Origin of the sequence: Streptomyces sp. NPDC001678, assembly GCF_042892945.1 — a bacterium.
In the GTDB taxonomy this organism is placed as follows: domain Bacteria; phylum Actinomycetota; class Actinomycetes; order Streptomycetales; family Streptomycetaceae; genus Streptomyces.
Window position 1 is genome coordinate 508993 of record NZ_JBIAUP010000004.1, and the last position, 26821, is coordinate 535813.

A 26821-nucleotide genomic window follows, 5' to 3' on the forward strand; every position below is an offset into this window, starting at 1 on the left:
TCCCCCGCGGTACACCCGCCCCTGGTGTCCTTCCTGCGTCCGCGCACCCCGCCCGGACCTCCAGGAAGGAACATCCCATGGGTTCTCGTCCGTACCGACGCCGTCTCGCGTGGGGCGCCGCCGCGCTGCTCGTCGCCGGGATCGCGGTGCCCGCCGCGGCCTCGGCGGCCGAGCACCACGGTTCGTCGGACGTCTCGAGCCACACCCCGAAGAAGGCCAAGAACGTCATCCTGCTCATCGGTGACGGCATGGGCGACTCGGAGATCACCCTCGCCCGCGACTACACCGTGGGCGCGGCCGGCCGGCTCAACATGGACAAGTTCCCCATGACGGGCGCCTACACGACGTACGCCGTCGACAAGAACGGCAAGCCCGACTACGTCACCGACTCGGCCGCCAGCGGCACCGGCTGGGCGACCGGCCGCAAGACCGTCAACGGCCGGATATCCAAGACGCCCGGCACCGACAAGCCGATGACCACCGTCCTGGAGCTGGCCCAGCGCAACGGCCTGGCCACCGGCAGCGTCACCACCGCCGAGCTCACCGACGCCACCCCGGCGGTGCTCGCCTCCCACGCCACCGACCGCAGCTGCCAGGGCCCGGCCGACATGAAGGCCTGCCCGAACGACACCGTCGCCAAGGGCGGCCCGGGCTCCATCGCCGAGCAGAGCGTGAACCACAAGGTCGACGTCCTCCTCGGCGGCGGCAAGAACCGCTTCGACCAGAAGATCACCGAGGGCCGCTACCAGGGCATGACCGTCACCCAGCAGGCCGAGAAGCTGGGCTACCAGATCGTGACCGACGCCAAGGGCCTGTCCGCGGCGAAGTCCGGCAAGCCCGTCCTCGGCCTCTTCGCCCCGGGCAACGTCCCCGTCGAGTGGACCGGAAAGAACGCCGCCGTCGGCGGCACCGCCGCCCAGCGCTGTGTGACGAGCAACCCCGAGCGCAAGGCCGGCACCCCGGACCTGGAGAGCCAGACCCGCAAGGCGCTGGAGCTGCTGAACACCGGCAAGGGCAAGAAGAACGGTTTCTTCCTCCAGGTCGAGGGCGCCTCCATCGACAAGCGCGACCACGCCGCCGACCCCTGCGGCCAGATCGGCGAGACCGCCGCCTTCGACCGCGCGGTCAAGGCCGCCCGCGAGTACGCCGCCCAGCACCCGGACACCCTGGTCGTCACCACCGCCGACCACGGCCACAGCAGCCAGATCGTGCCGCTGGAGGCCAACCCGCCCGGCCTGTCCTCGACCCTGATCACCAACGAGGGCCAGCAGCTCAAGGTGAACTACTCCACCAACACCCCGGGCCAGTCCCAGGAGCACACCGGCACCGAGGTCCGGATCGCCGCCCAGGGCCCGCAGTCCCAGCGCGTCCTCGGCGTCACCGACCAGACCGAGCTCTTCACCACGATCCGCACGGCGCTCTCGCTGCGCTGACACACCGTCCGGTGACCCCTCCGTAGGGTCAGGGCCCGGCCGCCCCGGCGGCCGGGCCCTGTGCGTTTCTCACCAGTTACCCGCCGGAACATTGGCGGATCGCGTACCCCTCCGCCGCCGTCCAGGGTCAACACTGGGAGATCCCGATTTCCCCGCGCGCGCAGGAGGAACGCCGATGACCGGGTCCCGCGTACTGGCCCTCGGCCACTACCAGCCGGCCAGGGTGCTCACCAACGACGAGCTGGCCGCCATGGTCGACACCAGCGACGAGTGGATCCGCACCCGTGTCGGCATCCGCACCCGCCGGGTGGCCGAGCCCACCGAGACGGTCGCCGACATGGCCGGCCAGGCGGCCGCCAAGGCCCTGGCCAACAGCGGGCTGGCCCCCGCCGACATCGACCTGGTCCTCGTCGCCACCTGCACCGCCGTCGACCGCAGCCCCAACACGGCCGCCCGCGTCGCCGCCGCGCTGGGCCTGCCCTCGCCCGCCGTCATGGACATCAACGTCGTCTGCGCCGGCTTCACCCACGCCCTCGCCACCGCCGACCACGCCATCCGCGCCGGGTCGGCGACGAACGCGCTGGTCGTCGGCGTGGAGAAGTTCACGGACGTCGCGGACTGGACCGACCGCACCACCTGCGTCCTGGTCGGCGACGGCGCCGGCGCGGCCGTGGTCACGGCCTCGGCCTCGCCCGAGCCGGGGATCGGCCCGGTCGTCTGGGGCTCGGTGCCGGAGATGGGCCACGCCGTACGGATCGAGGGCACGCCCTCGCGCTTCGCGCAGGAGGGCCAGAGCGTCTACCGCTGGGCCACGACGCAGCTCCCGCCGATCGCCCGCACGGTCTGCGAACGGGCCGGGGTCGCCCCGGAGGAGCTGGCGGCCGTCGTCCTCCACCAGGCGAACCTGCGCATCATCGAGCCGGTGGCCCGGAAGCTGGGCGCGGTCAACGCGATCGTGGCCAGCGACGTCACCGAGTCCGGCAACACGTCGGCGGCGAGCATTCCGCTGGCTCTGTCGAAGCTGGTGGCCTCCGGCCGGGTGGCGCCGGGCGCGCCGATCCTGCTCTTCGGCTTCGGCGGCAACCTGTCGTATGCGGGGCAGGTCATCCGCTGCCCGTAGGGATACCCGGGGGGATGGCCCCGGTCCCGCCCCTTCCCCGTTTCCGGGGGAGCGCCCCCGACCCCCCGGCCCGGTCTCGGGCCGGATCAGGGCTGCTCACGCAGGAACAAGGCGCCGCAGGAGTGGCACATCGGCACGTCCGGGTTGCCCCAGTCGTCCGTCGACCGCACGGCGGCGGCGCTCTCCAGCTCCCGTCCGCACATCGCGGTCGTGCCGTCCTGCCGGACCACGTGCCAGATCTTGATCTCGGCCCGGGGGTCGGCGGCGGCCCGGCCGTCGATGTACTCGGCGCGCAGCTCATGCTCCATGGCACCACCATGCGCCGAGGGAAGTCGCCCCGCGACTCAGAAGGCCCGGGGCACCCGCCCGTTAGAAGACAGACCACCCGGTAAGCGTCGTACTGCATCCCCCGGGGGCAACCCCCGGACCCCCGGCCGACACCGGGGGCACCCGCCCGTCAGAAGACGGACCACCCGGTAAGCGTCGTGAAATGATCCAGCGCCGCGACACCCGCCACGGAGTTCCCCCGGGCGTCCAGCCCCGGGCTCCAGACGCACAGCGTGCAGCGTCCCGGTATCACCGCGACGATGCCGCCGCCCACGCCGCTCTTGCCCGGCAGTCCCACCCGGTAGGCGAAGTCGCCCGCCGCGTCGTACGTGCCGCACGTCAGCATCACGGCGTTGACCTGCTTGGCCTCGCGGCGCGGCAGCAGCCGCGTCCCGTCGGCCCGCAGCCCGTGCCGGGCCAGGAAGCCGCTCGCCAGCGCGAGGTCCCGGCAGCTCATCTCGACGGAGCACTGCCAGAAGTAGTGCTCCAGCACCGTCGGCACGGGATTGTCCAGATTCCCGTAGCTGGCCATGAAATGGGCCAAGGCGGCGTTGCGGTCGCCGTGCTCGGACTCGGACCTGGCCACCGCCGCGTCGAAGGAGACGTCCGGGTTGCCGCTCTCCGCCCGCAGGAAGTCCAGCATCGTCGTGCTGGCGTCCCCGGTCAGCGTCTGGAGCCGGTCGGTGACGACCAGCGCACCGGCGTTGATGAACGGATTGCGCGGAATGCCGTGCTCGTACTCGAGCTGCACCAGCGAGTTGAAGGGGTTGCCGGAGGGCTCGGTGCCCACCCGCTCCCAGATCTTGTCGCCGCCCTCGGCCAGCACCAGCGCGAGGCTGAACGCCTTGGAGATGGACTGCACCGAGAAGGGCCGTTCCCAGTCCCCCACGCCGTACACCCGGCCGTCGACATCGGCGACGGCGATGCCGAACTGACCGGTGTCCACCTCCGCCAGAGCGGGAATGTAGTCGGCCACCTGCCCGCGGCCGACCAGCGGCCGGGCGAACTCGGCGACCTCTTCGAGGACGGCCTGGTAATCCAATGGTGCTCTGCGCTTTCCTGACGGTGTCACCGACGTCGTCGTCGGCGACCGCAAGAGTACAAAATGGACTGCGTGACCAGCGACAATCCCCCCGGCGCGGCCGGTCCCGACGCGCTGCGGCCGGCTCTGCCCTCCCCGCTCACGGAGCTCGCGGACGAGCGCTTCGCCGAGCGGGGCCTGCGGCTGCTGCTCAAGCGGGACGACCTGATACACCCGGACCTGCCGGGCAACAAGTGGCGCAAGCTGGAGCCCAACCTGCGCGCGGCGGCCACGTCCGGCGCCCGGACGCTGCTCACGTTCGGCGGGGCGTACTCCAACCACCTCCGGGCCACGGCGGCGGCCGGCCGCCTGCTGGGCTTCGGCACGATCGGCGTCGTCCGGGGCGACGAACTGGCCGGCCGGCCGCTCAACCCGTCCCTGGCCCGCTGCGCGGCGGACGGCATGCGGCTGCGCTTCGTCGACCGCGCGACGTACCGCCGCAAGGCGGAACCGGAGGTTCTGGCCTCCCTGGCCCCTCCGGACGCGTTCGTCATCCCCGAGGGCGGCAGCAACGCGGCGGCCGCCCAGGGCTGCACCGAGCTCGGCCGCGAGCTGCGCGGCGTCGCGGACGTGGTGGGCGTGGCCTGCGGCACGGGCGGCACGCTCGCGGGCCTGGCGGCGGGGCTGTCCGACGGACAGCGGGCGATCGGCTTCCCGGTCCTGAAGGGAGGCTTCCTGGAGGCGGAGATACTCCGCCTCCAGGACGAGGCCTTCGGCGGCCGGCGGGGCGACTGGGTCCTGGACGACCGCTTCCACGGCGGGGGCTATGCGAAGAGCTCTGCCGAGCTGGAGGGGTTCACAGCGGACTTCGCAGTCCGGCATGGCATCACGCTGGAGAGCGTGTACGTGGCCAAGATGCTGTACGGGCTGACGACGCTCGCCCGCGAGGGCGCGTTCGCACCCGGCACGGGCGTGGTGGCCGTCATCACGGGGGCGCCGTAGGGGTGGTGCGGCCCGGTGGGCGGGTTTGTGCCCACCCGTCCCGCCCTGCGGGACGATTGCCCACAAACCGGGATGGTCGCCTCAGCCCTCCTCCCCCTCCCGGTACGCCGCCGCCTCCTCCAGGTCCAGGCGGCGCAGCAGCGTCCGCAGCATCTCGTCGTCGATGCGGCGCGCGTCCCGCAGCGCCACGAAGACCTCCCGTTCCGCGCCGATCACCTCGCGTGCCAGCCGCCGGTAGGTGTCGTCCACCGACTCCCCCGTCCGTTCGTCGACCGCCCCCAGCCGCTCCCACACGGCGTTGCGCCGACGCTCCAGAACGGCACGCAACCGCTCGGCCAGCGGCTGCGGCAGCGCGTTGCGCTCGTCCGCGAGGAGTTCCTCCAGACGCCGCTCCGCCGCCGTCGACGCCTCGCTCTGCGCCTGCGCCTCGACGAGCGTCTCCTTGGCCACGTCCCGCGCGGGCAGCCGCAGCCGCCGGATGAGCGGCGGCAGGGTCAGCCCCTGCACCACCAGCGTCCCGATCACCGTCGTGAACGTGAGGAAGAGGATCAGGCTCCGGGCCGGGAACGGCGATCCGTCGTCCGTGGCGACGGGGATGGAGAAGGCGATGGCCAGCGAGACCACGCCCCGCATCCCGGCCCACCCCACCACCGCCGGCGCCTTCCAGTCCGTGTCGGGCTCCCGCTGCCGGATCCGCGGGAACAGCGCCCGCGGCAGGAACGTCGCCGGGAAGACCCACACGTACCGCGCGACCACGACGGCGACGAACACGATCACCGCGTACCCCAGCGCCTCCCCCACCCCGTACGCCCCCAGGTCCCGCAGCACGATCCGCAACTGGAGCCCGATGAGGGCGAAGACGGCCGACTCCAGGAGGAAGGAGACCACCCGCCACACGGCCGCCTCCTGGAGCCGGGTGGCGAAGTCGACCTGCCAGGACCGGTGTCCCAGGTAGAGCGCGACCGTGACCACGGCGAGCACCCCGGACGCCTCCACCTCCTCCGCGACGGCGTAGGCGACGAACGGGATGAGCAGCGAGAGGGTGTTCTGGAGCAGCGGATCCCGCAGGTGGGTGCGCAGCCAGTGGATCGGCACCATGAGGATCAGGCCGACGCCGATGCCGCCGACCGAGGCGATCACGAACTCCCGGATGCCGCCGGCCCAGGTGGCGCCGGCGCCGAGGGCGGCGGCGAGGGCGACCTTGTAGGCGGTGATGGCGGTCGCGTCGTTCACCAGGGATTCGCCCTGGAGGATCGTGGTGATCCGCGACGGCAGACCCAGCCGCCGGGCGATCGCGGTGGCGGCCACCGCGTCGGGCGGGGCCACCACCGCGCCCAGCACGAGCGCGGCGGCGGGCGGCAGGCCGGGCACCGCGCGGGAGGCCACGTAGCCGACCGCGAGGGTGGCGAAGAGGACGTACCCCACGCTGAGCAGGGCCACGGGCCGCAGATTGGCCCGGAGATCGAGGTAGGAGCTCTCCAGGGCGGCGGTGTGCAGCAGGGGCGGCAGCACCAGGGGCAGCACGATGTGGGGGTCGAGGGTGTAGTCCGGTACGCCGGGGACGTAGGAGGCGACGAGGCCGACGGCGACGAGCAGCAGCGGCGCCGGCACGGGGGTCCTCCGGGCGGCGCCCGCAACCGCGGCGCCACCCGCGATCAGCGTCAGCAGCGGCATGACGTCCATGGTTCCTCCACCCTTACCGTTCGCGTTCCGCTCGCGCGCTCTAACCTGGCCATCATGATCGAGTGTTCGCATGTGGACGAGCTGCCGCGCCCCGAGCCGGCGCCGCTGACCCAGACCTGCCCGGAGTGCGAGACGGCGGGCAGCCATCCTGTGCAGTTGCGGCTGTGCCTGGTGTGCGGCCATGTGGGCTGCTGCGACTCGTCCCCGTACCGCCACGCGACCGGGCACTTCGAGGAGACGGGGCACGCGGTGATGCGCAGCTTCGAGCCGGGGCAGAGCTGGCGCTGGTGCTACGAGGACAAGCACATCGTCTGAGACGAGCGCAACGTCCGGGACGAGCACAGCGTCTGAGATCATGCCCGCATGATCCGACCCGCGACTCCGGCCGACGTCCCGCAGATCCTTGCCATGATCCGTGAACTGGCGGACTACGAAAGGGCGCTGGACGAGGCGCGGGCGACCGAGGAACAGCTGCGCGACGCCCTGTTCGGCGCGGACCCGGCGGTCTTCGCGCTGATAGCGGAGAGTGACGCGGACCGTCGGGAAACGGTGGGCTTCGCCCTGTGGTTCCGCAACTTCTCGACCTGGACGGGTACGCACGGTATCTACCTGGAGGACCTCTACGTGCGCCCGCACGCCCGCGGCGGCGGCCACGGCAGGGCGCTCCTTGCGGAGCTCGCCCGGATCTGCGTGGAGCGGGGCTACCAGCGTTTCGAATGGTCAGTGCTGGACTGGAACGCGCCGTCGATCGCCTTCTACGAATCGCTGGGCGCGGAGGCGATGGACGAGTGGACCGTCCGCAGGTTGTCAGGAGAACCGCTCCAGGCTCTTGCGACGCTCGCACAGAGTGACGAAAATCCCAACAGGCCGACCTCGCTTTCGATTTGAGGCCGCACAGCCCTACCCACCGTCTGTGCTTACGGGTTTACCATGAGTGACAGTCGTGGGCCTGCGGCGCGGAACCGCAGATCGCGATAGCGTCTCAGCCGGACCATGTGCCGCACCGGCCCGCGCCGCCCTCCTCCGGGGGCCGTGGGACCGGCGCTCCCGACAGCTCAATGAGCTTGTGCCACCTTGGAGGTGAGGGTGTCCCCAATCGCTGGCGAGCCTGGGACGACCCAGGACTTCGTGGAAGTCCGGCTGCCCGCTGCGGGTGCCTATCTGTCGGTGCTGCGGACGGCGACAGCCGGCCTCGCGGCCCGGCTGGACTTCACCCTCGACGAGATCGAGGACCTGCGCATCGCCGTGGACGAGGCCTGCGCCATCCTGCTGCAGCAGGCCGTTCCCGGTTCCGTGCTCAGCTGTGTCTTCCGGCTCGTCGGGGACGCGTTGCGGGTGACCGTCTCGGCGCCGACGACGGACGGCCGCGCCCCCGAGCGCGACACCTTCGCCTGGACGGTGCTCTCCGCCCTGGCCGGCGAGGTCGACTCCACCGTCGCGGAGGACCGGACGGTGAGCATCAGCCTGCACAAGAAGCGCGGCGCCGGCCCCGGGCAGCCGTGACGGAAGAGGGGGCTCCGTGAGTACTGCGTCATCGCGGGGAGTGCGCACTCCGGCCATCCCGCAGCAGCCTGCCCGGCCCGATCCGGAAGACCTCAATCCGGAAGGCCTCGATCCGGACGCCGCGGCGGACCCGGTGGACCCGGCGAGCCCGGCGGCCCCGGCGGACCCGGCGACTCCGATGGACCCGGCGGCTCCAGCGGATCCCGCCGGCCCGGCGGCGGAGCGGGTGAGCGACCCATCAGAGCGGGCGGACCACATGGATCAGCACCAGCGCCGGCAGCGGCACCAGCACGCGGATCCGCACGACCGAAGCGGCGCCCGCGCCCTGTTCATCGAGCTACGGGCACTCCCCGACGGCTCGCCGGAGCGGGCGGAGCTGCGCAATCACCTGGTGCGGATGCATCTGCCCCTCGTGGAGCACCTGGCCCGGCGCTTCCGCAACCGCGGCGAGCCGCTCGACGACCTCACCCAGGTCGCCACGATCGGCCTGATCAAATCCGTGGACCGCTTCGACCCGGACCGCGGGGTGGAGTTCTCGACCTACGCCACCCCCACGGTGGTGGGCGAGATCAAGCGGCACTTCCGCGACAAGGGCTGGGCGGTGCGGGTCCCGCGCCGGCTCCAGGAGCTGCGGCTGTCGCTGACGACGGCCACCGCCGAGCTCTCCCAGCGGCACGGCCGTGCTCCCACGGTCCATGAGCTGGCGGAGCAGCTGGGGATCTCCGAGGAGGAGGTGCTGGAGGGCCTGGAGTCCGCCAACGCCTATTCGACGCTCTCGCTGGACGTCCCCGACACGGACGACGAGTCCCCGGCGGTCGCGGACACCCTGGGCGCGGAGGACGAGGCGCTGGAGGGCGTGGAGTACCGGGAGTCCCTCAAGCCGCTGCTGGAGGATCTGCCGCCGCGCGAGAAGAAGATCCTGCTGCTGCGTTTCTTCGGCAATATGACGCAGTCGCAGATCGCCCAGGAGGTGGGCATCTCCCAGATGCACGTCTCCCGGCTGCTGGCCCGTACCCTCGCCCAGCTCCGGGACCGGCTGCTGATCGAGGAATGACCGGAGTAACCGAAGAAAACGCTCAGGACTCGCGCGGGCCGATGCCGAGCGCCTCGGTCGCGGTGGGGTTCACCAGCAGGACGAGCGTGGCCACGGCGGTCAGCGCGAGCGCCACCGCGCCGGCGATCAGCGCGCCGCCGCCGTTGTAGAGCGTCCAGGCGACCGGCAGCGCCATGATCTGCGTGATCATGGCGGGGCCGCGGCTCCAGCGCCGCAGCAGCCACAGGCCGCGCGCGGCGATCAGCGGCAGCGCGGCCAGCGCGAGGACGGTCAGCCCGCCCATCTCGGCCTGCTGCGGGCTGTCCGGCTTGCCCAGCAGCCCCATGATCAGCAGATAGCTCCCCGAGACGGCGAGGGCCAGCCCCTCCAGGGCGACCAGCCCGGCGGCCGCCGTCAGCCGGGCGGGCCGGGGCGGGGGCGTGACCGGGGCCACGGCGGCTCCCTTGGACGCACCCTTCCGGGCGGATTTCGACGCGGACTGCTTGCTGCTCACCCCAGCAGGGTATCGGTACGCAAATCCTTCGAAGCCGGGCCTGGGACGGGCCGTGTACCGACAGGTAGGTAGGCTGGCGCGCATGCGTGCGCTTCTTGTGGTCAATCCTTCGGCCACCACCACCAGTGCCCGTACTCGCGATGTCCTGGCGCACGCCCTGGCCAGCGACCTGAAGCTGGACGTCGCCACGACCGAGTACCGGGGTCACGCACGCGACCTGGCGCGCCGGGCGGCCGAGAGCGGCAATGTCGAGCTGGTCGTCGCGCTCGGCGGGGACGGCACGGTCAACGAGGTCGTCAACGGCCTGCTGCACGCCGGGCCCGATCCGGAGGGCCTGCCGCGGCTCGCGGTGGTGCCGGGCGGCTCCACCAATGTCTTCGCCCGCGCGCTGGGCCTGCCCAATGACGTGGTGGAGGCCACGGGCGCCCTGCTGGACGCGCTGCGGGAGGGCTCGGAGCGGACCGTGGGGCTCGGCCTGGCGGGCGGGACGCCGGGCACGGAGGACGAGGCGGTGCCGGGCCGCTGGTTCACCTTCTGCGCCGGCTTCGGCTTCGACGCGGGCGTCGTCGGCCGGGTGGAGCAGCAGCGGGAGCGCGGCAAGCGTTCGACGCACTCCCTGTATGTGCGACAGGTGATGCGCCAGTTCTTCGGAGAAACGAACCGGCGACACGGCACGATCACCCTCGAACGGCCTGGCGAGGAGCCACTCGAGAATCTCGTCATGTCGATAATCTGCAACACGGCCCCATGGACGTACTTCGGCAACCGGCCGATGTACGCGCTGCCGCAGGCGTCCTTCGACACCGCCCTTGACGTGCTGGGATTCACCAAGCTGTCCACCCTGGCGGCGACCCGCTACGGCACCCAGCTGCTGACGTCGACGCCGGAGCGCGGCCCGCAGGGCAAACACGCTGTGTCACTGCATGACCAGGACTCGTTCACCTTGCATTCGCAGGCCCCCCTGCCCTTCCAGATGGACGGCGACCACCTCGGACTGCGCACCAGCGTGACGTTCACAGGCGTTCGCCGTGCACTGCGTGTGATTGTGTGAGTGCTAGGGCCTAAAGTCCTTCCACTCGAACGTTTAGACTGGGTTCCACCCCCTGGAATGACGGCTGTGACCTAGCCGACACCGAGGAATCAAAAAAAACTTTCCAGAAGGGGTTGTATCCGTCGCCGAGGTTTGCGAGTCTTTTCGTGGCGATCGGGACAGCCCGCCATCAAGGCTTCCCCGAAGAGCCCGAACCCCCTCCTTATCTTCCTGGACCGCACCAGTCTGCCTGGCTGGAGGTCGGCCCTTCCCTTGCGGGGGGATTCGTGAAAGCGTTCACATTCACAAGCCACGTAGCCGTAACACGAGGAGATGGAGCAGCCATGGACTGGCGTCACAACGCCGTTTGCCGCGAGGAAGACCCCGAGCTGTTCTTCCCCATCGGCAACACCGGTCCTGCGCTGCTGCAGATCGAGGAAGCCAAGGCCGTCTGCCGCCGCTGCCCCGTCATGGAGCAGTGCCTGCAGTGGGCGCTCGAGTCCGGTCAGGACTCCGGCGTCTGGGGTGGCCTCAGCGAGGACGAGCGCCGCGCGATGAAGCGCCGTGCCGCTCGCAACCGCGCTCGCAACGCCACCGCCTGACGCGAGTCGCCCCGCCCCTCTCGGCCCCCGAGCCGCAGCGCGCAGTACCCCCCACCCGTGCGCTAAGCACAGTTTTGCGGGCATAAAAGCTTTGAGCCCCGGTCCTCTCGAACGAGAGGACCGGGGCTCAGTGCTGTTCACAGCCGTTTACTGCTGCCTACTGCCGCTTACCGCTGTTTCACGGTTTCTCCGCCCTTACGGGAAGGTCGAGCACCACCCGCGTCCCCTGCCCGGACGCGGGCACCATGTCGAACTTTCCGCCCAACTCGCCCTCCACCAGGGTGCGTACGATCTGGAGTCCCAGATTGCCGGCGCGATGGGGGTCGAAGCCCTCGGGCAGACCGCGTCCGTCGTCCTGGACGGAGATCAGCAGCCGGGCGTCCCGGCGGGTGCCGCCACGGACCGCGGTGACCTCGACCGTGCCCTGCTCCCCCGGCCCGAAGCCGTGCTCAAGGGCGTTCTGGAGCAGTTCGGTGAGGACCATCGACAGCGGCGTGGCGACCTCGGCGTCGAGCACCCCGAAGCGGCCCGTGCGCCGGGCGGTGACCCGGCCCGGGGAGATCTCGGCGACCATGGCGAGGACCCGGTCGGCGATCTCGTCGAATTCGACCCGTTCGTCGAGGTTCTGCGACAGCGTCTCATGGACGATCGCGATGGAACCGACCCGGCGGACCGCCTCCTCCAGCGCCTCACGGCCCTCGGCGGAGCCGATCCGGCGCGCCTGGAGGCGCAGCAGGGCCGCCACGGTCTGGAGGTTGTTCTTCACCCGGTGGTGGATCTCCCGGATGGTGGCGTCCTTGGTGATCAATTCGCGTTCGCGCCGTCGCAGTTCGGTCACATCGCGCAACAGTACGAGTGAACCGATGTGACTGCCCTTGGGCTTGAGCGGGATCACCCTCAGATGAATGACCCCGTCATTGGCCTCCACCTCGAACTCACGGGGCGCCCAGCCGCTGGCGAGTTTGGCCAGGCCCTCGTCGACCGGGGCGCGCGAGGGCGCCAACTGAGCGGTGGTCTCGCCCAGATGATGCCCGACGAGATCGGCGGCGAGGCCGAGCCGGTGATAGGCGGAGAGGGCGTTGGGGCTGGCGTACTGGACGACCCCGTCGGCGTCCAGCCTGATCAGGCCGTCGCCGGCGCGCGGCGAGGCGTCCATGTCGACCTGCTGGCCGGGGAAGGGGAAGGAGCCGCCGGCGATCATCTGTGCCAGGTCGGAGGCGCTCTGGAGGTAGGTGAGCTCCAGCCGGCTGGGCGTCCGCACGGTCAGCAGATTGGTGTTCCGGGCGATGACGCCCAGCACCCGCCCTTCCCGGCGGACCGGGATGGACTCGACCCGCACGGGGACCTCCTCCCGCCACTCCGGGTCGCCCTCCCGGACGATCCGGCCCTCGTCGAGGGCGGCGTCGAGCATGGGGCGGCGGCCGCGCGGGACGAGGTGGCCGACCATGTCGTCGTGGTAGGAGGTGGGTCCGGTGTTGGGCCGCATCTGGGCGATGGACACATAGCGGGTGCCGTCCAGGGTGGGCACCCAGAGGACCAGGTCGGCGAAGGACAGGTCGGAGAGCAGCTGCCACTCCGAGACCAGCAGATGCAGCCACTCCAGATCGGAGTCGTCGAGTGCGGTGTGCTGGCGTACGAGGTCGTTCATGGAGGGCACGGTGGTGAGCCTAGTTCTTTTCCGTGGGGCGTGGGACGGGCCGGTCGGTGGAGGACACATGATGATCGGCATACCCATGGAGTCCGTGCGGCAACAGCATGGACAGCGAGGAATGGTCTAGTCCACAATGGGCGCCAAGACGTCCGCCCTCGCCGCACAAGAGGGCGGAGCGAGGCCCGGCCCGCCCCAGGGCGGCCGGGACTCCCGTCGGCCGACCCGGCCGTGGGGCCCGCACACCTCACGAGCGCCGGACCGGCCGATTCGCTCCGGGCTGCGGTGCCGGCTGGGCTGAGGGTCCCGGCGGGCGCCGCGGCCCGTAGTCGTCTCCGGGCCCGTGGTCGCCTCCGGACCCGTGGTGCCCGTGGTCGTCTCCGGACCCGTGGGGCCCGTGGTCGCCTCCGGACCCGTGGGGTCGTCTCCGGGCCCGTGGTCGCTCACAGGCCCGTCTCTCACCTCGTCTCGGTGACCTTGGCCAGCGCCCGGGGCGCGTCGGGGTCCTGCCCACGGGCGACGGTCACCTCATGGGCGAGCAGCTGCAGCGGCAGGATCTCCAGGACCGGCTGCACCTCCTCCGCCACCCCTTCCGAGGGCAGGACGAATCCGTCCGTCGCCCGCGCGACCTCGGCCCCGGTCCCGACGACGACCAGGTCGGCCCCTCGCCCGCGCAGCCGCTCCAGCACGGGAGACAGCGCCTCCCCGCCCTTTCCCGCCGGGACGATCGCGATGACGGGGAAGATGTTGTCCACCATGGCCAGCGGCCCGTGGAGCAGATCGGCGCCCGAGTAGGCGAGGGCGGGGATGTAGCTCGTCTCCATCAGCTTCAGCGCGGCCTCCTTGGCGGTCGGGTAGCCGTAGCCGCGCGAGGTGAGGACCATCCGCTCGGCGAAGCGGTAGCGGGCGGCGAGCCGGGCGACCTCGGCGCCGCGCGCCAGGACCTGCCCGGCGAGCTCCGGCAGCTCCCGCGCGGCCGAGCCGTCGCCGCCGCGCAGCCCCTCGACGAAGAGGTAGAGGGTGAGCAGCGAGGCCGTGTACGTCTTGGTCGCCGGGAGCGCCCGTTCCGGCCCGGCCAGGATGTCGAGGTGGTACTCGGCGACCGCGGCGAGCGGGGAGTCCGGGTTGTTGGTGACCGCCAGGGTGATGGCGCCGGCCGCGCGGGCGGCCTCGGTGGAGGCCACCAGGTCCGGGGAGCCGCCGGACTGGCTGACGGTGACGGCCAGGACGTCCCGCAGATCGGGCCGGGCGCCATAGGCGGTGAACGTCGACATGGAGGTCAGCCCGCAGGGCTTGCCGAGCCGCACCTCCAGCAGGTACTTGGCGTACAGGGCCGCGTTGTCGGAGGTGCCCCGCGCGGTGAGCAGGACGAACCGGAAACCACGGGCGGCGATGCGCCCGGCGACCTCCTGGGCGGCGGCCGCGCCGCGGTCCAGGACGCGGCGCAGCACGGCGGGCTGTTCGGCCGTCTCCCCGGCCATGATCAGGCCCGGTCTCTCCCTGGTCACACCGGCCCACCTCCCGGGGAACCGCCCGCTCGCGCGCGGGGCGGCCCCTTCAGTCGACCACGGGTCTCCGCGCCCCCGCCAGCCGGGGCGGGCGGCGCCCGTTCTGCTAAATTGGTCTATACCACACCCCCTCTCCAGATCGGCAGGCCCAGCGTGGAAGTTGTCATCGTCCCGGACGCCAAGGCAGGCGGGGAGCTCATCGCGGAGGCCATGGCCGCCCTGCTGCGCCGCAAGCCCGACGCGCTGCTCGGCGTTGCCACCGGCTCGACCCCGCTGCCCGTCTACGAGGCGCTCACGGCCAAGGTCCGCGCCGGCGAGGTGGCCGTCTCGCGCGCCCGCGTCTGCCAGCTCGACGAGTACGTCGGCCTGCCCGCCGACCACCCCGAGTCCTACCGCTCGACGGTCCTGCGCCAGGTCGTCGAGCCGCTGGGGCTGCCGGCGGCCTCCTTCATGGGCCCCGACGGCACCGCCGAGGACGTCCAAGCCGCGTGCGAGGCCTACGACCGGGCGCTGCCGGCGGCCGGCGGGGTGGACCTCCAGCTGCTGGGCATCGGCACGGACGGGCACATCGGCTTCAACGAGCCGTGCTCCTCCCTGGCCTCCCGCACCCGCATCAAGACGCTGACGGAGCAGACCCGCGTCGACAACGCGCGCTTCTTCGACGGCGACATAAACCAGGTGCCCCACCACGTCATCACCCAGGGCATCGGCACCATCCTGGAGGCCCGCCACCTGGTGCTGCTGGCCACGGGCGAGGGCAAGGCAGACGCGGTCGCCGCGTCCGTCGAGGGCCCGGTCTCCGCCCTCGTCCCCGCCTCGGCCCTCCAGCTCCACCCCCATGCGACGGTCGTCGTCGACGAGGCGGCCGCGTCGAAGCTGAAGCTGGCCGACTACTTCCGCGCGACGTACGCGGCGAAGCCGGCCTGGCAGGGACTGTAGGTGTTTCCGGGGCTCCGCCCCGGACCCCGGTCCTCAAACGCTGGACGGGCTGAATTCAGCCCGTCCGGCGTTTGAGGACACCGCGCGAAGCGCGGTACAGGGGGTGCGAGGGGGCACAGCCCCCTCGGAAACGGTGAAAGGGCGGGGCTGGGGCTACTCCCCCGCCCCGACGATCGCCTCGGCGGCGGCGACCCCACAAACCCGCGCCGCACCGTGCGTCGCAACGTGCAGCGCACCACTCGGCGGCGCCTCGTTCAGCCCCATCTCCACCACGACCGTGTCGGGCCGCGCCGCCAGCACCGTCCCGAGCGCCCGGGCCATCCACGGATGCCGGTGGACATCGCGCACGACCGCGACGATCCGCCGCTCCCCCGCCGCCGCGAGCACCGCTTCCGCCCCGGCCGAGTCCGGCCCGTACGTCTCGGTGAGCGTGCCCGGCAGCAGCCGCGCGAGCTCCGCTCCCACGCCCCACGGCGTCTCGTCGCCGACGGCGATGTTGGCGACGGGCGTGAAGGCGGCGACGTACACGGGCCCGGCGGGAAGCCCGTACCCCGCGCCGGAGCGCGTGATCCGCAGCGCGCGCCGTGCCGCCACGAGCCCCACGTCGGGGTCGGACGCCACCGCGTCCGGGCCCGCCGCCGACGACGACGTCCAGCGAGCCAGCGCCCGCACCCGGGCGGCGGCATCGGCGAGCCGTTCCTCGGCGAGTTCACCGGACCGCACGGCCGCGACGAGCGCGTCGCGCAGCCGCAGCACCGTCTCCTCGTCGGCCAGGCCGCCCCCGACGCAGATCGCGTCGGCGCCCGCCGCGATGGCCATGACGCTGCCGCGTTCGATGCCGTACGTACCGGCGATGGCCCGCATCTCCATGCCGTCGGTGACGATCAGGCCGTCGAAGCCGAGGCCCCCGGCGGTGACGGGCGCGCGCAGCAGCCCGTGGAGGGCGAGGGGGCTGAGCGTGGCGGGCAGGGCGGCGTCGAGCGCGGGCAGCAGGATGTGCGCGCTCATCACGGCCTTCGTGCCGGCCGCGACGGCCGCCCGGAAGGGCACCAGCTCGCGGGCGTGGAGCGTCGCGAGGTCCGCGTCGATGCGGGGCAGGTCGTGGTGGGAGTCCACGGCGGTGTCGCCGTGGCCGGGGAAGTGCTTGGTGCAGGCGGCGACCCCGGCGGCCTGGAGCCCCTCGACGTACGCGGCGGTGTGCCGGGCGACGAGCGCCGGGTCGGCGCCGAAGGACCGTACGCCGATGACGGGGTTGTCGGGGTCGGAGTTGACGTCCCCGGAGGGCGCCCAGTTGAGGTTGACGCCGCAGGCGGCGAGCCGGCGGCCCAGCTCATGGGCGACGGCGCGGGTGAGCGCGGTGTCGTCGACGGTGCCGAGGGCGAGGTTGCCGGGGAAGGAGGAGCCCGTACGGACCTCCAGCCGGGTGACGTCGCCGCCCTCCTCGTCGATGGCGACGAGGACGTCGCCGCGCTCGGCGCGCAGCCGCTCGGTCAGGGCGGCGAGCTGTTCGGGGGAGGCGATGTTGCGGCCGAACAGGCCGACGGAGGAGAGCCCTTCGCCGAGCCGGCGCAGCAGCCAGTCGGGGGCGGTCGTCCCGGTGAAGCCGGGCTGGAGGACGGTCAGGGCGTCCCGGGTGAGGCTGTCCGGGGTGCCCCGGCTGTCCCGGTGCTGGGTGAGGATGGTCATGTCGATGCTCCTAGCCCTTCACTGCGCCGGACGTGAGGCCTCCGACCGCCTTGCGCTGGAGGATGACGAACAGGACGAGGATCGGGATCGCGAAGAGCGAGGAGGCGGCCATGGTGGCGCCCCAGTCGTCGCCGAAGGTGGTGCGGAAGCCGGTCAGCCACAGCGGGAGGGTCTGCGATCCGGGGTCCTTGTTGAGGATCAGGACCATCGGGAACTCGTTCCAGACGGTGATGAAGCCGAAGAGCGAGGTGGCCATCAGGCCGGGCGCCAGCAGCGGGAAGATCACCCTGATGAAGGCCTGGGTGCGGGTGCAGCCGTCGACCATGGCGGACTCCTCCAGCTCCTTGGGCACGGCGGCCACGTAGCCGCGCAGCGTCAGGACGGTGAAGGGCAGCACCATGACGGTGTAGATGGCGATGAGCGGCGGCAGGCTGTTCAGCATGTCCGCGTCGCGCACGATCATGTAGTACGCGATGACCATCACCTCCCAGGGCGCCATCTGGGCCATCATCATCACGAGGATGAAGCTCTTGCGACCCTTGAAGCGCATGCGCGCGACGGCGAAGGACGCCAGCAGCGCGATGACGAGCGACAGGGCCACGGCCACCAGGGTCACGGTGAGGGAGTTCCCGACGAACGTCCAGAAGCCGTCGGCGCTCACCGCCCTGTCGAAGTGCTCGAAGGTGGGGCTGGTGGGAAACCAGATGGGGGTGTCGCTGACGATGTCCTTGTTGGCCTTGAAGGCCGTGGCGAACATCCAGTAGACGGGGAAGGCGAAGAAGGCGAAGAGGACGACCGCCGTCGCCCCCGGCCAGACTCGGCCGATCAGCGATCGCCTCACAGCTCGTCCTCCTCTTGCTTGAGAACCAGGCGCAGGTAGTAGGCCGTCAGCGCCAGCAGAATGACGATGGTGAGGATGGAGATCGCCGCGCCCATGCCGAAGTGCTGGCTGCCCATGCCCTCCGTGAAGGCGTAGACGGGCAGGGTCTCGGTGAGCCGGTCGGGGCCGCCCTCGTTGATCGCGAAGACCTGGGTGAAGGCCTTGAAGACCCAGATGACCTCGAGGAACGTGGTGGCGAGGAAGAACGGCTTGAGGAAGGGGAAGGTCACCGAGGTGAACTGCTTCCAGGTGCCCGCGCCGTCGAGCGAGGCGGCCTCGTAGAGCTCCTTGGGGATCGTGGTCGTGGCGGCGTAGAGGTTTATCGCCACGAAGGGCACAGACTGCCAGACGATCAGCACGGTGATCACGAAGAAGGTGGAGAGCTGGCCGCTGGTCCAGTTGTAGCCGGCCATGGAGTGCCGGCCGAGCGCGTCGAGGAGGTAGTTGACGACGCCGAAGCGCTGGTCGAAGAGCCACTGGAAGACGGTGGTCGCGGCGACGACGGGCATGGCCCAGGCGAGGACGAGGCCGAGCGAGAGCAGCAGGCGCAGCTTCGTGCCGAGCCGGGCGAGCAGCAGGCCGATCAGACAGCCCACCACCATGATCAGGACGACGTTGGCGGCGGTGAAGACCACCGAACGGCCGGTGACGTGCCAGAACTCGGAACTGCGAAGGACGCTGTCATAGTTGTCGACGCCGGTCCACTCGGTGACGCGCTGGATCAGCTGGCGCTTGTTGAGGTTCTGGAAGGACAGCAGGCCGTTCTTCACCAGCGTCCAGCCGAGCAGCAGGACGACGACGGCGACGGTGGGAAGGATCAGCAGGTAGGGCAGGCCTTTTGCCGCGCGTTCCCGGTCGCGGCGGGGCGGCGCGGCGCCGCCTTTGCCGATCCGGGGCGCCGGGCCGGTGGCCGCCGCCTCTTCGATCTGCGCTGACATCGTCGTCCGCCTTCTCCCCTGTGGAACGGTTGTGCGTGCTGCACGGTGGTGCGTGCTGCGGGGTCCCGTACGGGCCGCCCCCACGGCGGCCCGTACGGAATTCACTGCCGCTTCTGGCCCTACTGCTTCTGGGCGAGGCGCTTGTTCATGTCGCCCTCGACCTGCTTGGCGGCTTCCTCAGGCGACTTGCCGCCGAGAACGGCCGTCATATAGGCCTTGATCGGGTTCGGCGCGTTCTCCACGTTGGCCCACTCGGGGATCAGCGGAGTGGTGCCACCGGTCTTGGCGGCGGGGGCGGCGGCCTCGGCGGCCGGCTGGCCCTTGAGGCTGGTCAGCAGCGCGTCCTTGTTGGGGATCGAGCCGACCTCCTTGGCCAGCGCGCCCTCGTTCTTGTCGGACAGCGCGATCTTCAGGAACTCCTTGGCGAGGTCCTTCTTCTTGCTGCCCTCGGAGATGGCGAGGTTGGAGCCGCCGAGGAAGACGCCCTCGGGCTTGTCGGCGGTCTCACCGGGGATGGTGAAGTAGCCGATCTCCTTCTCGATCTCCGGGTTCGCCTTGATGGCGGTGGCGGCCTCCCAGCCCATGCCGATGAAGGCGCCGGTCTTGCCCTTGGCGAAGACGTCGGCCTGCTGCGGGGTGGCCTCGTCCTTGTCCTTGGGGGCCTTGCTGAACGACTGGTACTTCTTGTAGATCTCCATGGCCTTGGCGACCTTGGGGTCGCCGAGGTTGGAGACGTACTTCTTGCCGTCCTTCTTCACCAGGTCGGCACCGGTGCCGATGGTCAGGCCGTCGAAGAAGTACCAGTTCTGGCCGGGCAGGTAGAGCGGCTCGGCGTCGCCCTTCTGCTGAATGGCCTCGAGGTCCTTGAAGAATTCGTCCCGGGTCTTCGGGGTGTCCTTGATACCCGCGTCGGCCCAGACCTTCTTGTTGTAGATGACGACGCGGCTGGCCGCGTACCAGGGGGCGGCGTACTGCTTGCCCTCGAAGACGGCCGGCTTGTTGAGGGACTCGGTCCAGTCCCCGCCGATCTCCTTCTTCAGGTCGTCCAGCTGGGCGAGGCCACCGGTCTGGGCGTAGGAGGGCGTCTGGGTGTTGCCGACCTCCACGACGTCCGGCGGGCTGGACTCGGAGAGGGCGGTGGTGAGCTTCTGCTGGATCCCGTCCCACTTCTGGACCTGGACGTTGAGCTTCGCACCGGTCTTCTGTTCGAACTCGGCCTGGACGGCCTTCGTCCAACCCGGTGGATTCGAGCCATCCATGAACCAGACCGTGAGGCTCTTGTCCTTGGAACCGCCGTCGGCCGATCCCTTGTCACTGTCGCTGGACCCACAGGCAGCAACACTCACCATCATGGCCACGACACCCGTCGCCGCTATGAGCCCACGCTTCACAGCACTCTCCCTTGAGGACCGAATGTGGTCTTTAATGGTTTAGACCAGTGCCCGCAGCTTGGCCTAGACCTTTTGGGGTGTCAAGGGTGTATAAGAGTCGCTGTCGGCTCCGTTACCGGACCGACACCTCGAGGTCGACGCGGGTATCTCCGGTCTCCTCGGGCTCTGCCCGTGCCACCATGTGACCGCTATAGACGGAGGAGCCGGTGACGGCAGCAGGATCATCGGAGTCGGGAAGGTCGGGAAGGCACGCCATGGCGACCGAGGGCGAGACGGCGGAGGGCGGCAGCGCCGCGAGCGGCGGACGGACAGCGCGCGTTCCCAAGTATTACCGGCTCAAACGGCACTTGCTGGATATGACCGAAACCATGCCTCCCGGCACTCCCGTGCCACCGGAGCGCACCCTGGCCGCCGAGTTCGACACCTCCCGTACGACGGTGCGCCAGGCCCTCCAGGAACTGGTGGTCGAGGGCCGGCTGGAGCGCATCCAGGGCAAGGGCACGTTCGTCGCCAAGCCCAAGGTCTCCCAGGCCCTCCAACTGACCTCCTACACGGAGGACATGCGCGCCCAGGGCCTGGAGCCCACCTCCCAGCTCCTCGACATCGGCTACGTCACCGCCGACGACCGCCTCTCCGGGCTCCTCGACATAGTGCCCGGCGGCCGCGTCCTGCGCATCGAACGCCTGCGGCTCGCCAGCGGCGAGCCGATGGCGATCGAGACCACCCACCTGTCGGCGAAGCGCTTCCCGGCCCTGCGCCGCAGCCTGGTGAAGTACACCTCCCTCTACACCGCGCTGGCCGAGGTCTACGACGTCCACCTCGCGGAGGCGGAGGAGACCATCGAGACCTCCCTGGCCACCCCGCGCGAGGCCGGCCTGCTGGGCACGGACGTGGGCCTGCCGATGCTGCTGCTCTCGCGCCACTCGCTGGACGCGCAGGGCAAGCCGGTGGAGTGGGTGCGATCGGTGTACCGGGGCGACCGCTACAAGTTCGTGGCCAGGCTGCGGCGGCCGGCGGCGGAGTAGCGGCGCGGCCCCGGCCCGGCCGGGGGTCCGGGGGTTGCCCCCGGGACAACACAGCGTGGCAAGGCTGCGACGACCGGCGGCGGAGTAACGGGGCCGCGGAGTAAGACCGGGGTAAGAACGACCTCAAGGTTCACCCACCGACTTCATGACCATTCGATGAGCGTTCCGCAAACACGACCTTGGGGACGGGCCCGTTGTCAGTGGCACGCCCTAGCCTGAGGGCATGTCATGCAACGCGACCCTGACCCCGACCCCGGAGCAGCTCAACCACGAGATACGCATGTTCCTCACGGCCCGTCGCGGCCGCACGCTGACCAGCGCCGAGCGCGATGTCTACGAGCGGCTGCGGGCCGAATGGCTGGCGGCGGGCCGCCGCGCCCGGTACGTGACGGCTCCCCGACCCGCTCGCCCCTCGGCCTGCGGGGCACGTACGGTATCGGAATGAGCCACGCCGTCGACGCGGTCGATGCCGCCGCGATCGCCCTGAACGACCGCTCCTGGACCCCCTCGGACCACGAGCTGACCCTCGCTCGCGACTTCTTCACACGTCGCGACGCCATGCCGCAGCGACTGCTGCCGGGCATGCCCATGTCCCCCAGCCCCCAGGGCTGGGTCACCCAGCACGTCCTCTGGCTGGAAGACGTCGCCCACCTCGCCGGAGAGCTGCTGGACGCCTGGCGCGGCTGGCTCCCGGACAGCCACATGATCGGCCTCCTCGGCGCCTACGGCGGCCTGGCCCGCACCGCCGCCCCCCTCGCGGCCCGGCTCGGCCGCGACTGGACCACCGAGTGGCAGGCCCCGCCCTCGAAGCAGCAGACCTCCTCCTGGGAGGACTGGCACCTCCCGACGGAACAACGCCAGCAGCTAGACGCGCTGACGGACCGTCTGGTCCTGATCGGCGCGGTCATGGTCATGGCCGTCAACCGGGGAGAGACGGGGCACTGACGCTCACGCGGTCGCTGCGGGCCGGCCCCCTGGCCGGCTCCTCTCCTTCCCCCCGTTCTTTTGCGGCTCGTCAAGCTTCCTCCGTCGAAACCGCTCGAAGCGGTCTGCCTGCGGGCCCGCCCAGACGCCCTCCGGCAGCGCACATACAAGACTGGCTGTATGACGGAACATGCCCTGCTGCATCTGACCGCCGCCGTCACCAAAGAAGATGAGTGGTACGTCGCACGCTGTCTGCGAGTAGAGGTGACCAGTCAGGGCGCCACGTTCGAGGAGTCCCTCAATAACTTGCGCGAGGCACTGGAGCTTTACTTCGAAGATGCGCCCGCACCCGAGGCGTACGAGGCCCAGGTCATCACCGTCCCATCGAGGTCCGCGTCGCGTGAGCCCGGCGCTTCCTCGCGGGCTGTCCGGGCAGAGGTAGGCAAAGCCCTCATGCGTGGCGGCTTTGAATACGTCTCGAACCGAGGCAGCCAGCCAAGTACCGGCCGAACGGCCTGACAGTGATCGTTCCCCAGCATGCCGATCTGGCACCTGGCACTCTGAAGTCCGTCCTGCGGCAGGCGGACTGGAGCATCGAGACCCCTGCTCAGCCACATGTAGCTGAGGGCCCGACCCAGGATGCCTCGGATCGAAGGTCCAGGTACCCGCAGGCACCCGGCATTTGGGGCGAATGATTTATTCCGCCTACCCGCAGGTCACACCGGGGCTAGGATGACCGCCAGTCCGATCATGCGGGGGCCTTCCAGTTGATATCTGCAGGATTGTTCACCAGCCTTTCGAGTCTTAGCGGAAACCTGCTCACGCTGTACAAAATGAAGCAGGACGGCAGCTACCGCGCACAGCAGACCTTGTTGCATACCCTGCGGGTCGAGGAGGCCGAGAACGCCCATCGACGGAGCCTTGAAAGAGACGCAATAAATGCGCAGGACAGGATACAAGAGGCCGCCGCCGGAAACCGATATGAAATCGAGAGGGACTGGCGCCAGGCCCACATCGGGATCCACGTCAAGGCAATTCAGGAACGCATGGACCGACAGCTGGAGGAGTCACCTTTCAGCTATTCTCAGGAGGAGTTCTACGAACTCGTTTATGAAGCCACAAGAGGCGGCACAGTTCCTGCCCTGCTGATCGCCCCTTTCTATCGGGATGATTTGAGTGGCCAGGAAAACGACGAAGGGCCACACTCTTTTCGGGTTTCCATCAGGCAATCCTGGCTACAGTCGGAGTGGTCAACAGATCTGGTATGTCTCGACGGTGCACTCAAGCGCCCATTGCACAAGACAGATATGGACATCCTCGTCCTCCAGAGAGCCCTTCAGAGCCTGCCAGTAGTACTGGTACACGGAGGGGTCCAGTCCAATCATCGAGTCTGGCCCTCTCTCTACGCCTGGAATATCGTGGACTCGCCCGAGTTGCGGTCGGTTCATGTCAGCTTTCCGCCGCTTTCCCTTCCCGCCTCAGGTCCTTCGAATCAGGATCACGCCGCACATCGTCTCGCCTTCGAGGACGAACTCGGCGGGTCTACGGCGATTACCGCCGGCCTGATCGCCGAATGGTTCCACCTGGTGAGGCATGGCCGCATGCCGAGACTTCACACCATGCTTCCAGCAAATATGGGGGCAGAGCGCAGGGTGATCGCCGCCGGCCTCGCGACGTCCTTCGAAGTAGCCCTCGAGCGCCATCGGATCGATGTTGTGTCCGCCCGCGTGGGCCAGGCAATGATGTACTTGGAAGCGGGATTGCGCGACCACGCAGAAAACGCCGCGCTCCTCGCCCTTACCGCTGCGGACACCGCCTCGAGGGGGTCCTTTCCAGCTTCGATTGGAACCCTTCGGCAGCTTTCCTCGACGCTCGTTTCACTCGGCAGAACAGATGAAGCAAACCGCGCCCGCCTCATACTGGAATCTGCTGCCCGGAATAACGTCTTGCGCAACCTCGGTTGGAGGAACCGTTGAAAAAGCAGCGAATCATTGCAGCAATCGACTTTGGCACGCACGGCACGGGCTACGCCTGGACAACCATCGAAGACCGACACAAGGACCCAAAGAAGCGACTGGTTCACTTCAGGACGCGCTGGCAGGATCTACCGACACCCTATCCCAAGAATCTGACAGCCTTGCTCTTGAACGACAAGGGCGAGGTCGTTTCCTGGGGATATGAGGCCCGCCGTAAGTGGGCAACCCATGCGGCACGAGGTGAAACGGAGGGCTACGAATATGTGAGCAGCTTCAAGATGTCACTTGCCGCGGAAAAGAGCGAAGGCATGGAGGAGATCAGTGGCGGGAGATTCTCACCGGAAAAATCGAGGCAACTCGTCACAGCCTACCTCGAGAAAATCTACTCAGCCGCAATGGAGGAGATCGAGAGGGGCGGATACTCGAGCGATGAGGTGCGCTGGTGCCTCACCGTCCCGGCGATCTGGGATGACTACCAGAAGCAGCTGATGAGGGAGGCAGCCGTGGCTGCCGGGCTTCCCGAGGACGCAAAGCGTCTACAGCTGGTGATCGAACCCGAGGCTGCCGCCTACCACGCGAGAGTTTCGGGCGTCAGGACGGTGCGTGCCAGTGGACGGCGAGCGAGTCTGATGACCAAGGGATCGCGTTTCCTGGTGGCCGACTGTGGCGGTGGGACAATCGATATAACCGCCTATCGCACCGACGATAGAAACCGCCTCGAAGAAATCGGCCGGGAATGCGGTGGGAAGTACGGCTCAGAGTATGTCAACCAAGCTTTCCTGGAACAGGTCCTGACCAAGCGCCTGGGCTCCTTCGATGTCATCGAGAGAATCCAATCGGAGGCCCCGTCCGCCTTCTTGGAGCTCTTGAACTATTGGGAAAAGGCCAAGCTCAATATCACAACAACAGAAAGCGATGACATCTTCCTGCAGCTACCGGCTGCGATCTACGTCCTGCTCAGCAAGGAGGAGCGAGCAACTCTGGGAGATCAGCAGGATGGTATTGCGGATGCCATCGTCGTGAGGTCGAGCGAGGCACGGGATGTATTCGAATCCGTCGTCCCCAGCATCCTCGCACTTGTGGACAAGCAACTGGCCGAGATGCGAGTGCAGCGCCGAAACGCCCCCGGCAAAGAATTGGTGATTCTGGTCGGGGGGTTCGGGAACTCCCCCTATCTACAAGAAAGGCTGCAGGAGCACCTGGCGGACCGGGCCGATATCCTAGTTCCGCCCGACCCGCAGTTGGCCGTGTTGTTGGGGGCTGTGCACTACACCTATGACCCTCAGACTAAATCGCGGCGCACTAAATATACCTACGGCTGCAATACTGTCGCACCCTTCAGAGAAGGTGTTGACCCCGAAGAGTACAAGCTCAGCCTGCCGTACGGAGTGAGGTGTAAAAACCGGTTCAGCACATTCGTTTCCGCTGGACAGAGCGTCCCTGTCGACGAGGAAGTCACACAATCCTTCTCGCCCCTGTACCCGGATCAAAAAGCCATTGAGTTCGAGCTTTACAAATCAGACTCAAAAAGCCCGAGGTACACCACGGACCTGGGCTGCGAAAAGATCGGCGAGGTGACAGTCGACCTCTCCGAGGTAATGCACCTGCCTTTTGAGCGTCGATCGGTGAGCCTTTCCATGATGTTCGGCGAGGTTCAGATCAGAGTCTCTGCACTCGTCAAGGCAACCCAAAAGGCTACAACGGCCCACATCAGGTTCACTCCAGTCGAATAGAAACCGCCATGATACCGTCAACAACAGAGGGCTGCGAAGTGAACGGCGAGAACCGCGAGACACTCCCAGAAGAGATGAACAGGAAGTTGGAGTATGCCCTAAAGAGAATCGACGAAGTCGGCACACAGATCTCTGAACTCGACGAGAAGCTCCACGCCCTGCTGGCTCACCTGACCCACTCCAGGGAAGATCTGACAGGCATCCAGGATGAGATGCATCGGGCTCTTGCCGAGGAGATCGAGGCGTTTGTCGGTCAGAAGCTTATTAAACTTGCCTACGCGGGCTCCCGAAGGAGAGAAGGAAAGGACTCGCAGCGTCGGGTGGCCGAATTGACGAGGAACCTCTGCATATCATATCTGGGACCGGCTGAAATCGATTTGCTGCGCGTACGCAGGATGTTGAAGGCGCGTAAAGGCGACGACTGCTGGCGTGCTGCTGGGCAGGCAGCCCTTCAGATCAAGAAAATCCTTGGTTCAGCCAAGGCGCGTGGCATCGAGTTCGTCTGGGACTACGACTGCGATCCGGGCTTCCCCGTGGACGAGTCGACTCAGCGTGTCTGGTCAAGTTGTGACCCCGCATCCGATGTCAGCTTCGTGGTCGTGCCGGGCTACTTGGCGGACGGCGAGCGCTTCTTGCTGCAACAGGTATTCACGGACTTCCCTGCAGCACAGGTGCACTGATTCTGTGCGCCTTGTATATCTTGCTGCGCCGTGTTGGCAAGGCCCACCGCCCCGGCGCCGACAACATCGCGGCGCACGCCATCAGAGATGTCGAGTCCACCGTGGGCAGTAGTGACACCTCTGGTGTCACTGAACCTCTTTCATCCTGTCCCGCGGGGGTGAAACGGGCAGTCAGAGGTGGTGGTTGGTGACATAGCAGAGCCCCTTGTCGTTGGGGTGTTGATC

28 protein-coding genes are annotated in these 26821 nt (G+C 69.0%); 18 read left to right on the forward strand and 10 right to left on the reverse strand.

Features of this window, described 5'->3' with window-relative positions; genetic code table 11:
- The first annotated feature begins 77 nt into the window (after nucleotides 1-77).
- Nucleotides 78-1433: an alkaline phosphatase gene (locus ACFYZR_RS11645; protein ID WP_391908440.1), complete on the forward strand. Its 1356-nt coding sequence runs from the start codon at nucleotides 78-80 to the stop codon at nucleotides 1431-1433.
- Between the two features lie 175 nt (nucleotides 1434-1608).
- A complete protein-coding gene (locus ACFYZR_RS11650; protein WP_391908443.1) occupies nucleotides 1609-2553 on the forward strand; it encodes a beta-ketoacyl-ACP synthase III in 945 nt (314 codons plus the stop codon).
- 86 nt (nucleotides 2554-2639) lie between these two features.
- Here ACFYZR_RS11650 and ACFYZR_RS11655 read toward each other — a convergent pair whose 3' ends face one another.
- Together ACFYZR_RS11655 and ACFYZR_RS11660 are read right to left on the reverse strand one after the other, a co-directional pair.
- Complete coding sequence (locus tag ACFYZR_RS11655; RefSeq protein ID WP_391908446.1) at nucleotides 2640-2861, reverse strand: hypothetical protein; 222 nt, start codon at nucleotides 2859-2861, stop codon at nucleotides 2640-2642.
- Nucleotides 2862-3010: 149 nt separating this feature from the next.
- Complete coding sequence (locus ACFYZR_RS11660; RefSeq protein ID WP_391908449.1) at nucleotides 3011-3922, reverse strand: glutaminase; 912 nt, start codon at nucleotides 3920-3922, stop codon at nucleotides 3011-3013.
- Nucleotides 3923-3985: 63 nt separating this feature from the next.
- On the opposite strand from ACFYZR_RS11660, the gene ACFYZR_RS11665 reads away from it, so the two are divergent.
- Complete coding sequence (locus tag ACFYZR_RS11665; protein WP_391908451.1) at nucleotides 3986-4903, forward strand: 1-aminocyclopropane-1-carboxylate deaminase/D-cysteine desulfhydrase; 918 nt, start codon at nucleotides 3986-3988, stop codon at nucleotides 4901-4903.
- A gap of 81 nt (nucleotides 4904-4984) precedes the next feature.
- On the opposite strand, the gene ACFYZR_RS11670 is transcribed toward ACFYZR_RS11665, so the two are convergent.
- Complete coding sequence (locus ACFYZR_RS11670) at nucleotides 4985-6586, reverse strand: Na+/H+ antiporter (protein WP_391908454.1); 1602 nt, start codon at nucleotides 6584-6586, stop codon at nucleotides 4985-4987.
- 54 nt (nucleotides 6587-6640) lie between these two features.
- Between ACFYZR_RS11670 and ACFYZR_RS11675 the strand changes: the two genes are divergently transcribed.
- The 4 genes from ACFYZR_RS11675 to ACFYZR_RS11690 all read left to right on the forward strand — a co-directional run bounded on the left by ACFYZR_RS11675 (nucleotide 6641) and on the right by ACFYZR_RS11690 (nucleotide 9143).
- Nucleotides 6641-6901, forward strand: a complete 261-nt coding sequence (locus tag ACFYZR_RS11675; protein WP_391908457.1) for a UBP-type zinc finger domain-containing protein — start codon at nucleotides 6641-6643, stop codon at nucleotides 6899-6901.
- A gap of 48 nt (nucleotides 6902-6949) precedes the next feature.
- Complete coding sequence (locus tag ACFYZR_RS11680) at nucleotides 6950-7474, forward strand: GNAT family N-acetyltransferase (RefSeq protein WP_391908460.1); 525 nt, start codon at nucleotides 6950-6952, stop codon at nucleotides 7472-7474.
- A 198-nt stretch (nucleotides 7475-7672) separates the two neighbouring features.
- On the forward strand, nucleotides 7673-8089 hold the full coding sequence (locus ACFYZR_RS11685) for an anti-sigma regulatory factor (protein ID WP_126915983.1): 417 nt from the start codon (nucleotides 7673-7675) through the stop codon (nucleotides 8087-8089).
- Nucleotides 8090-8267: 178 nt separating this feature from the next.
- Nucleotides 8268-9143, forward strand: a complete 876-nt coding sequence (locus ACFYZR_RS11690; protein ID WP_391908572.1) for an RNA polymerase sigma factor SigF — start codon at nucleotides 8268-8270, stop codon at nucleotides 9141-9143.
- A 22-nt stretch (nucleotides 9144-9165) separates the two neighbouring features.
- Here ACFYZR_RS11690 and ACFYZR_RS11695 read toward each other — a convergent pair whose 3' ends face one another.
- Nucleotides 9166-9636: a hypothetical protein gene (locus ACFYZR_RS11695; protein WP_391908464.1), complete on the reverse strand. Its 471-nt coding sequence runs from the start codon at nucleotides 9634-9636 to the stop codon at nucleotides 9166-9168.
- A gap of 82 nt (nucleotides 9637-9718) precedes the next feature.
- On the opposite strand from ACFYZR_RS11695, the gene ACFYZR_RS11700 reads away from it, so the two are divergent.
- Both ACFYZR_RS11700 and ACFYZR_RS11705 read left to right on the forward strand, forming a co-directional pair.
- A complete protein-coding gene (locus tag ACFYZR_RS11700) occupies nucleotides 9719-10687 on the forward strand; it encodes a diacylglycerol/lipid kinase family protein (RefSeq protein WP_391908467.1) in 969 nt (322 codons plus the stop codon).
- Nucleotides 10688-11010: 323 nt separating this feature from the next.
- Complete coding sequence (locus ACFYZR_RS11705; RefSeq protein ID WP_004937597.1) at nucleotides 11011-11268, forward strand: WhiB family transcriptional regulator; 258 nt, start codon at nucleotides 11011-11013, stop codon at nucleotides 11266-11268.
- Between the two features lie 178 nt (nucleotides 11269-11446).
- Here ACFYZR_RS11705 and ACFYZR_RS11710 read toward each other — a convergent pair whose 3' ends face one another.
- Both ACFYZR_RS11710 and ACFYZR_RS11715 read right to left on the reverse strand, forming a co-directional pair.
- Nucleotides 11447-12916, reverse strand: a complete 1470-nt coding sequence (locus tag ACFYZR_RS11710; RefSeq protein WP_391908470.1) for a sensor histidine kinase — start codon at nucleotides 12914-12916, stop codon at nucleotides 11447-11449.
- A 458-nt stretch (nucleotides 12917-13374) separates the two neighbouring features.
- Complete coding sequence (locus ACFYZR_RS11715; protein WP_391908575.1) at nucleotides 13375-14397, reverse strand: SIS domain-containing protein; 1023 nt, start codon at nucleotides 14395-14397, stop codon at nucleotides 13375-13377.
- Nucleotides 14398-14577: 180 nt separating this feature from the next.
- Here ACFYZR_RS11715 and nagB point away from each other — a divergent pair, with 180 nt between their 5' ends.
- Nucleotides 14578-15363: a glucosamine-6-phosphate deaminase gene (gene nagB / locus ACFYZR_RS11720; RefSeq protein ID WP_391908473.1), complete on the forward strand. Its 786-nt coding sequence runs from the start codon at nucleotides 14578-14580 to the stop codon at nucleotides 15361-15363.
- A gap of 153 nt (nucleotides 15364-15516) precedes the next feature.
- On the opposite strand, the gene ACFYZR_RS11725 is transcribed toward nagB, so the two are convergent.
- From ACFYZR_RS11725 to ACFYZR_RS11740, 4 genes are all read right to left on the reverse strand, one after another.
- Complete coding sequence (locus tag ACFYZR_RS11725) at nucleotides 15517-17049, reverse strand: glycoside hydrolase family 3 protein (protein ID WP_391908475.1); 1533 nt, start codon at nucleotides 17047-17049, stop codon at nucleotides 15517-15519.
- A gap of 10 nt (nucleotides 17050-17059) precedes the next feature.
- Nucleotides 17060-17890 (reverse strand): carbohydrate ABC transporter permease, encoded by an 831-nt coding sequence (locus ACFYZR_RS11730; protein ID WP_391908478.1) that lies wholly within the window; start codon nucleotides 17888-17890, stop codon nucleotides 17060-17062.
- Complete coding sequence (locus tag ACFYZR_RS11735) at nucleotides 17887-18867, reverse strand: carbohydrate ABC transporter permease (RefSeq protein ID WP_391908480.1); 981 nt, start codon at nucleotides 18865-18867, stop codon at nucleotides 17887-17889. The genes ACFYZR_RS11730 and ACFYZR_RS11735 overlap by 4 nt, the downstream gene beginning before the upstream one ends.
- Before the next feature lie 119 nt (nucleotides 18868-18986).
- Nucleotides 18987-20258, reverse strand: a complete 1272-nt coding sequence (locus ACFYZR_RS11740; RefSeq protein ID WP_391908483.1) for an extracellular solute-binding protein — start codon at nucleotides 20256-20258, stop codon at nucleotides 18987-18989.
- Between the two features lie 254 nt (nucleotides 20259-20512).
- Between ACFYZR_RS11740 and ACFYZR_RS11745 the strand changes: the two genes are divergently transcribed.
- The 8 genes from ACFYZR_RS11745 to ACFYZR_RS11780 all read left to right on the forward strand — a co-directional run bounded on the left by ACFYZR_RS11745 (nucleotide 20513) and on the right by ACFYZR_RS11780 (nucleotide 26596).
- Nucleotides 20513-21283, forward strand: coding sequence for a GntR family transcriptional regulator (locus tag ACFYZR_RS11745; RefSeq protein WP_391908486.1), 771 nt, complete (start codon nucleotides 20513-20515; stop codon nucleotides 21281-21283).
- Between the two features lie 223 nt (nucleotides 21284-21506).
- Nucleotides 21507-21728 (forward strand): hypothetical protein, encoded by a 222-nt coding sequence (locus tag ACFYZR_RS11750; RefSeq protein ID WP_391908488.1) that lies wholly within the window; start codon nucleotides 21507-21509, stop codon nucleotides 21726-21728.
- A complete protein-coding gene (locus tag ACFYZR_RS11755; RefSeq protein WP_391908491.1) occupies nucleotides 21725-22228 on the forward strand; it encodes a hypothetical protein in 504 nt (167 codons plus the stop codon). The genes ACFYZR_RS11750 and ACFYZR_RS11755 overlap by 4 nt, the downstream gene beginning before the upstream one ends.
- A gap of 159 nt (nucleotides 22229-22387) precedes the next feature.
- On the forward strand, nucleotides 22388-22726 hold the full coding sequence (locus ACFYZR_RS11760; protein ID WP_391908494.1) for a type II toxin-antitoxin system HicB family antitoxin: 339 nt from the start codon (nucleotides 22388-22390) through the stop codon (nucleotides 22724-22726).
- Between the two features lie 2 nt (nucleotides 22727-22728).
- The gene (locus ACFYZR_RS11765; protein WP_391908497.1) at nucleotides 22729-22902 is read left to right on the forward strand and encodes a hypothetical protein; all 174 of its coding nucleotides are present in this window, start codon (nucleotides 22729-22731) and stop codon (nucleotides 22900-22902) included.
- A 138-nt stretch (nucleotides 22903-23040) separates the two neighbouring features.
- Nucleotides 23041-24183, forward strand: a complete 1143-nt coding sequence (locus tag ACFYZR_RS11770; RefSeq protein ID WP_391908499.1) for a hypothetical protein — start codon at nucleotides 23041-23043, stop codon at nucleotides 24181-24183.
- Nucleotides 24180-25916, forward strand: a complete 1737-nt coding sequence (locus ACFYZR_RS11775) for an Hsp70 family protein (protein ID WP_391908504.1) — start codon at nucleotides 24180-24182, stop codon at nucleotides 25914-25916. Before ACFYZR_RS11770 ends, ACFYZR_RS11775 begins: the two co-directional genes overlap by 4 nt.
- A gap of 38 nt (nucleotides 25917-25954) precedes the next feature.
- A complete protein-coding gene (locus ACFYZR_RS11780) occupies nucleotides 25955-26596 on the forward strand; it encodes a hypothetical protein (RefSeq protein ID WP_391908507.1) in 642 nt (213 codons plus the stop codon).
- The last annotated feature ends 225 nt before the right edge of the window (nucleotides 26597-26821 follow it).